The sequence below is a fragment of the Candidatus Accumulibacter contiguus genome, assembly GCF_012940005.1.
In the GTDB taxonomy this organism is placed as follows: Bacteria; Pseudomonadota; Gammaproteobacteria; order Burkholderiales; family Rhodocyclaceae; genus Accumulibacter; species Accumulibacter contiguus.
Genome location: NZ_SPMX01000132.1, coordinates 1 through 6363 on the forward strand (window position 1 = coordinate 1; position 6363 = coordinate 6363).

The 6363-nt window shown below is 66.0% G+C and carries 6 protein-coding genes and 3 pseudogenes; 1 reads left to right on the forward strand and 8 read right to left on the reverse strand.

Annotated elements, in window-relative coordinates:
* The 7 genes and pseudogenes from E4Q08_RS23555 to E4Q08_RS23585 form a co-directional block, all read right to left on the reverse strand.
* Positions 1–387, reverse strand: a 387-nt coding sequence (locus E4Q08_RS23555; protein WP_211203550.1) for an iron-sulfur cluster assembly scaffold protein, incomplete at its 3' end; no start/stop codon positions are given.
* A 10-nt stretch (positions 388–397) separates the two neighbouring features.
* Entirely contained in the window at positions 398–724 is a 327-nt protein-coding gene (locus E4Q08_RS23560; protein WP_169072197.1) for a HesB/IscA family protein, read from the reverse strand.
* A gap of 41 nt (positions 725–765) precedes the next feature.
* A complete protein-coding gene (fdxB, locus tag E4Q08_RS23565; protein ID WP_169072198.1) occupies positions 766–1059 on the reverse strand; it encodes a ferredoxin III, nif-specific in 294 nt (97 codons plus the stop codon).
* A gap of 9 nt (positions 1060–1068) precedes the next feature.
* Positions 1069–1554: a NifX-associated nitrogen fixation protein gene (locus E4Q08_RS23570; RefSeq protein WP_169072199.1), complete on the reverse strand. Its 486-nt coding sequence runs from the start codon at positions 1552–1554 to the stop codon at positions 1069–1071.
* A 109-nt stretch (positions 1555–1663) separates the two neighbouring features.
* A complete protein-coding gene (locus E4Q08_RS23575) occupies positions 1664–2191 on the reverse strand; it encodes a NifB/NifX family molybdenum-iron cluster-binding protein (protein WP_308240215.1) in 528 nt (175 codons plus the stop codon).
* A pseudogene (gene nifN / locus E4Q08_RS23580) lies at positions 2097–3502 on the reverse strand (nitrogenase iron-molybdenum cofactor biosynthesis protein NifN). Before nifN ends, E4Q08_RS23575 begins: the two are co-directional and overlap by 95 nt.
* A pseudogene (locus E4Q08_RS23585) lies at positions 3495–3764 on the reverse strand (nitrogenase component 1); the annotation flags it as partial. The pseudogenes nifN and E4Q08_RS23585, both read right to left, overlap by 8 nt.
* Here E4Q08_RS23585 and E4Q08_RS25245 point away from each other — a divergent pair.
* A pseudogene (locus E4Q08_RS25245) lies at positions 3760–3861 on the forward strand (VapC toxin family PIN domain ribonuclease); the annotation flags it as partial. The pseudogenes E4Q08_RS23585 and E4Q08_RS25245 sit on opposite strands and share 5 nt — an antisense overlap.
* 179 nt (positions 3862–4040) lie before the next feature.
* Here E4Q08_RS25245 and E4Q08_RS23595 read toward each other — a convergent pair.
* On the reverse strand, positions 4041–6363 hold a 2323-nt coding region (locus tag E4Q08_RS23595), incomplete at its 5' end, for a CHAT domain-containing protein (protein ID WP_169072201.1).

Consider the following 6363-nt stretch of genomic DNA (forward strand, 5'->3'; position numbering starts at 1 on the left):
ATCGTCCTTCCAGGCTTCGCCGCGATAGTTGGCAACGGCCGCCTGCAGCGCCTCGCGTCCCATCACCGAACAGTGCATCTTCTCCGGCGGCAGTCCGTCGAGATAGTCGGCGATGTCCTGGTTGCTGACCGTCAGGGCTTCGTCGAGCGTCTTGCCCTTGATGATCTCGGTCAGCGCCGACGACGAAGCGATCGCTGAACCGCAGCCGAAGGTCTGAAAATGCGCGTCTTCGATGACCTCACTTTGCGGGTTGATCTTCAACATCAGGCGCAGCGCGTCACCGCACTTGATCGAACCGAAATCGCCGATGGCGTTGGCGTTTTCCAGCGGGCCCGAATTCCTCGGGTTGAAAAAGTGTTCGCGAACCTTTTCGGAATAATCCCACATGCTGATCTCCTCAAGCCTTGAACGACTGACCGCAGGCGCAGGCGCCGGAAGCGTTCGGGTTGTTGAACTTGAAGCCGGTCTGCGTCAGGCTGTCGACGAAATCGACGCTCAGGCCTTCGAGCATCGAGCTGCTCAAGGGATCGACCAGCAGTTTGGCGCCAGTACCGATGTCGAATTCGAGATCATCCTCGCTCCTGTCCTGTTCGAGGCGCAGCCCATACTGCAGACCGGCACAGCCGCCGCCGGAAACGAAAATGCGCAGACCGGCGACCGGATTCTCGGCAGCCTTGATGAAACGGTTGATTGCCTTGGTTGCGGCGGGAGTGAGGTGGATCATGGCGTGCTCTCCTGGGAATGGGTTGGGGGTAAGCCTTCGGTTCACGTTTCGGCCGCGCTGTAGGTGTAGCAGTTCTTCGGGCAGACGCGGCCACAGGAGCCGCAGCCGATGCAGTCGGAGGCGTTGGCGATGGTCATCACCATCATTTCGTCGTCGTCGGCATCCTCGTCGCTGTCGGCCAGCAGCTCCTCGCTGCGCTCGACCAGATCGAGAACATTGCGCGGACAGACCTTGTAGCAGCGACCGCAGCCGATGCATTTCCGTGGATCGAGAAAGCTGACGAATTGCGGGATCCATTCGTCGCCTCCGCGTGTACGTCCGGTAATCGTGCTCATGTTGCCTCCTTACATTCCGGCCACATCAGGATATTTGCCGATGATCTCCAGTGCCACGGCGAGATGCTTGTCGGCTTCGGTCTTCATCTTCGACAGGCTGTCGAAGCCGAAGCGATGCACGTCGCGCAGCGTACGATCCATGACCACCAGCTTGCCGACGGTGATCAGTGCGCGACCGAAGCCTTCGTGGGTGATCTGCACAAAGGGCACCGCCATCTGTCCGCATTCCTTCTCGATCAGCACGGCGATGGCGTTATGGAAGGCCTTGACGCGCGCCAGCGTCACCTCGTCGGGGTCGCCGATGGTCGGAATCGCGCGCTTCTGTTCCTTGCTCAGCACGTAGCCGGCGAGGATTGCCGCGACCGTCTTGCCGTCCCACTGGCCGTAGCTGTCGAGCGCGCGGGTCTGGCGCAGCATTTCCCTGACGAAGTCGGTGAGGTAGATCGGGTCGTCTGCGGGTTCGATGGTCGATGCAGGGGCAAGGGTGACGCTCATCAGGTTTCTCCGGGAATGGGGTTGGGGCAGGGGATCGGTGGCGGGTGCTGGCGACGGCCTGGCCAGCAGCCATGCAGCACGCCAGCGCGGTTTGCGAACGGGTTGGCCATCATCCGTCCCAACCCTCTTCGGCCATGCGATCGAAGCGGTCGCGATCGCCGTGAGTCCGTCGTATCGCCTTGTCGACCCAGGAGATGCCACCATTGCAAACCGCCAGGCTGATTTTCTGCAACAGGCCATCGATCTCGGTTTCGTCGTCGAGCCGGATCGGCTGCACGCCGGCGGCCAGCAACTGTTTCACCGCCGATGCGCCAGCCGCGAGGCAATAGACCGCGGCACAGCCGGCCAGCATGGCGATTCTCGCCGGCAGCTTGTTTTCGTTGCCATGCATGCTTTCCGGCAGAAATTCGACGACTTCGACCAGTTGCGCGTGTTCGCCATCCAGCGCATAAATGGCGAAACCTGCGGCCGCACCGAAATGCTGATTGACCGTCTTGCGGTCGTTGCTGGCGAAGGCCACCCGGAACATGCTCGGCACCTCGCTAGTGGCGGACCAGGCCAAGGCCAGGTGGCGGCCGGCCCTGCGCGTCGCCGGCGCTGCCGGTTCGGTAGATGGATCGATGGACAGGGGTGTCATGAGGGTTCCCCAGAAAGAGATTGGCGACGTCGAACAGGGCCTGCCGCGCGCCTGATAGCCGACCCAGGTGCGCGCATAGCCGCCCACCCAGTCGTATTGCGGGAAGCCGGCGCGCAGCAGCGGCAGGTGCAGGCGTTCGGCGCTCTGCGCGGCATGCGAATTGGCGACGATGAGCTGAGCCCGCTGGGCCAGCGCCGCGCGTTCGAGGTCTTCGAGGTCGCCGATCCGCACGCATGCTGCCGGCAGGTCGGCGAGTACCTCGGCACGTGCCGACGCCACCGCGGCGACCACTTCGGCGCCGGCGCTGCTGAGGAACTGGCCGATCGCCACCAGCAGATCGGGATCGGCGGCAATGCCGACGCGCAGGAAGCCGGTCATGAAATGGGTATCGACCATCGCGTCCTGCAACTGCGCACGCCGGCGGTCGATACTCGCCGGTACCGGCTGGCCGGAGAGGGCCGCCAGCGTGAGCGTGAAGGCGTCGCAGGCATCCAGACCCAGCAGATGGTCGAAGCGAAAATCCGCCACGCCGGTGCGCGCTTTCAGAAGGTCGGCCGCCTTGTGCAGCGAACGACCGATGACCAGTGTGGCGTGCGCTTCCCCGAGCGTCGCCAGTTCGGCCTTCGGCGTGCCGCCGAGAGTCAGCGGCGTCGTTTCCTGATCGACCAGATGACCATCGAGCGAATCAGCGATGTCGGGCACAAGCACTGGCCGCAGGCCGAATGCCTCGATCCATTGCTTGATCGCCTCGATGTCGCCGGGGGTCAGCATCGACGCCGCGAGCACGTTGACCTGCTTTCTGCGCCGCCCGGCCAGCGACGACTTCGAGCGGTCCGGAACCAGCGTGTCGATGATCGCTTCCACCGCCAGGGCAAAACCGGATTCGAGGCAGCCGGAGTAATCGGGAGAGTTCACCGGTACCACGGCGACGCCTGCAAATTCCGGATGGCGGGCGCGAAACTCGCGTACCAGGCGCTCGATGTCGCAGCCCTGCGTCTCGGAAAGCCCGGTGGTGGGCAAGCCGATGACCTCCGGGGAATTCTTTTCGCAGAGTACGCGCAAGCCCTCGATGACGTTCTCGTCGGCGCTCATGATGCAGGACACCTGATCCATCGCCGTCGTCTGCAGCGCGATCGGTTCGCGGAAGTGGCGCACGAAGAACACCTTGCCGAAAGCGGTACAGCCCTGCGATCCATGCAGCATCGGAATCGCCCGGCGCAGGCCGAGAAAGGCAAGTGCCGCTCCCAGCGGCTGGCTGGCCTTGAGGGGATTCACCGCCAGCGCTTTGGTACGTTTGATGATCTCAGCCATGTTGTTCTCCGACCGCGAGCAGCATTTCGCCCGGAACTTGCGCCCAGGGTGCCGGCGTGCGTACCTTCCGCCACACCGGCGATTCCAGCGTCAGGGCGAGCTGCCGCACCAGTTCGAGCATGCCGTCGTAACCGGCATAGCCGAATTCGCGTTCCTGATTGATGTCGAGAAAGGGAATGCGCGCTTTCAGGGCGGTATACAGGTTGCGCCCGCCGGCGATCAGGATGTCGGCCTGGTAGTCCCGGTAGGCCTGCAGTGCGGCTCAGGCGCGTGCCCATGGGTTGGTCCTGGTCACCAACAACCAGCGCGAATTCGAGCGGGTGCCGGGGCTAATGCTGGAAAACTGGGCAGCCGGGTGACGGGAAATTCGCTTTTCGCCACCAGCGGAATGGTTCCTCAAGGCACCTGCAAGCCGCGCGGCAGGAGTGGCAAAAGGGGCGCCGCCCTTGATCGGGCTGGGCAGGCCGCCGGTCTCTTCGGCAAGCGCTCAGGAGAAGTTCCACCCGTTTCCGGGAAACTTCGTTGAACACGAACAGGGTCAACCTCGCGCGCCCGCTCCGTCGTCACCCTGCAGGATGAAGCCGGCCCAGTAGTAGGGGTCTTGGAAGGGGCGCGTCTGTTCGGGATAGGCCAGCAGTGCATTCAATTGTTGCCGGATCGCCGGGTCGCCGGCGGCGAGGCGGGAGCGGTTTTCCGGGTTGAGCCAGGTCGCGCGCAGGGTACCGACGGTTGCGCTGCGCAGCTCGTGCTGCGCCTGGCGCAGCGCTTCCCCTTTGCCGTCGCCGGCGAGCAGCGCGGTGTAGAAGCGATCGACGAGGAGCGCCGTGGCCACGTCGTCGACTTTCCACAAGGACATGATCAAGGTGCGCGCCCCGGCGACGACGAAGGCGCGGCGCAGTCCGAAGACGCCCTCGCCGACCTGCACGTCGCCCAGCCCGGTTTCGCAGGCGGAGAGGAAGACGAGGTCGGTGTCGAGCAGGTCGAGTCCGGCGACATCCTCGGCGGTGAGCAGGCCGTCTTCCATCTCGTCGGCGACGACCCGGTGCTCGCGCAGGAAGGTGTTGGCGCCGGCCAAGGCGAGGCCCGAGCGCAGCAGCGGGTTCTCCTGGTGGGAAAGGCGGTGACCGGCATCACCGAGCGATCCGGACTCGTGCTCCCGTGGCTGGTCTTCGAGAAAGAAGCCGTGCGTCGCCAGATGGACGATGGTCGGCGAACGGCGTTTCTTGCAGCGACCCTCGAGCGCCTGCTCGCCGAGCAAGGCGCCAGTTCCCAGATGCCGGGCGACGGCCTCGCCTTCGACGCGGCTACCCGGCAGCGGAGTGAAGCGATAGCCGGCGCGGTCGAGGTCGCGCGAGCGGCGGCCGGTCCACGCCGGTTCGCCGCTGGCTTCGGCCAGCGCGGCGCGCGGCGTGCCCGCCGGGTCGGGCGAACGCTCGTCTTCACTGCGCCCACGGCCGCCCAGCAAGCTGCAGAGGGCCGCCATCTTGCCGGGTTGGGTCGCCGCGACGGACGTTGCCCGGCTGCGCGGGCCGCTGCCGGGGTTGGCGCTGGCGCTGGCGCCCAGATCGAACGCCGGGTCGGCGACAATCAGCGGCGGGCTACCCGCGTTGCTCGCCGGTTCGGCAAAGCGCACGAGGTCGCGGCCACAACTGACGTAGCGGATGGCGTAGCGGTCGCTCAGGCAGCCGCTGTCCGTCGGCAGCGCCGCAAAGGAGAGGCGATTGAGTTCGCCGTCAGGCGCGAGGACGAGCGATGGCCGCTGCTGAAAGAGTTCCTGCAGCGGCGCGATGAGCAGCCGCAGCAGCTCGCCGCCGGCGCCGAGGTTCGATTGCGGCGGCGTCGCGTCGCGGGTAGGCGCCATGCGCGCCTGGTCGTCGTTGGGAGGAAGCGGGTCACCAGTGATCTCCGCGCGGAAGCGGCGGATCGCGTCGTCGATCGGCGCCGCGTCGCCGAGGTCGACGAGCTGCACCGCAGCGCCCTCGCCGGCAGCCAGGACGAAGGCCGCATAGCGCTCGCGGCCCCACTGCGCCTTGCCCCTGGCCTTCACCGCCTGAAAATGGCAGGGATGAAAACGGACGAATTCGACCAGCGTGCCGCTCGCCTGCAGGTGCAAGGCAACCGCGCGCGCGTCGGCGCTGGCGAGCTCGTGTTCGAGGCGCATCTCGGGAATCTGGCGGGCGATTTCGCTCTCCAGCGCTTCGCGTTCGTCGCGCCACCGGGCCAGCGCCTGCTGGTACTGTTGCGGCGTCTCGTGAGCACCAAGGCCACGCAGGATCTTGCTCGCCACCTGGCCGCGCAGGAGGTCGAGGCGTTGCAGCGACACGCGCAATTGCGGGTAGCGGCCGGAGAGGATGGCGCGGCGCTGGACGCTGGCCGCCTCGGCGGCCAGCGCCTTACGGCGTAGAACGTAGTCGAGCGCCAGCCGGACGGCGTCGGGCAAATCGCGGAAGTGCGCGAGCACCAGGGACAGCAGCATCATCCCGAGCTCCCGGTGGGCGGCGAGATAGCGGTTACGCTGCTCTTCCGGGCTGAGAGCGAAGATTTCACCGAGCAGCCGGTCTTCGGCCCGCGCGGCGCGGGCGAGACCGGAAAGCGCCTGATCCAAACGGCCTTGTCCGGCATCGAGTATGGCGACGTTGGTGAGGCTCCTCGCGGTGTGGGGATGCTCGGGACCGAAGACGTTCGCGTAGATCGCCAGCGAGTGCTCGGAGAGCTGCTCGGCGCGGGCGACGTCGCCGAGCATCTGGTACAGCAGCGCCAGATTGTGAAGGCTCGTCGCGGTGTCGGGATGCTCGGCGCCAAGGACTTCCTCGCGGATCGCCAGCGCGCGCTGCTCAAGCGGCACGGCGCGGGCGTAGTCG

Bases quoted from the DNA above. Each gene is read 5' to 3' on its own strand.
- E4Q08_RS23560 (WP_169072197.1), bottom strand. From the start codon at position 724: ATGATCCACCTCACTCCCGCCGCAACCAAGGCAATCAACCGTTTCATC.
- E4Q08_RS23575 (WP_308240215.1), bottom strand. From the start codon at position 2,191: ATGACACCCCTGTCCATCGATCCATCTACCGAACCGGCAGCGCCGGCG.
- fdxB (WP_169072198.1), bottom strand. From the start codon at position 1,059: ATGAGCACGATTACCGGACGTACACGCGGAGGCGACGAATGGATCCCG.
- E4Q08_RS23570 (WP_169072199.1), bottom strand. From the start codon at position 1,554: ATGAGCGTCACCCTTGCCCCTGCATCGACCATCGAACCCGCAGACGAC.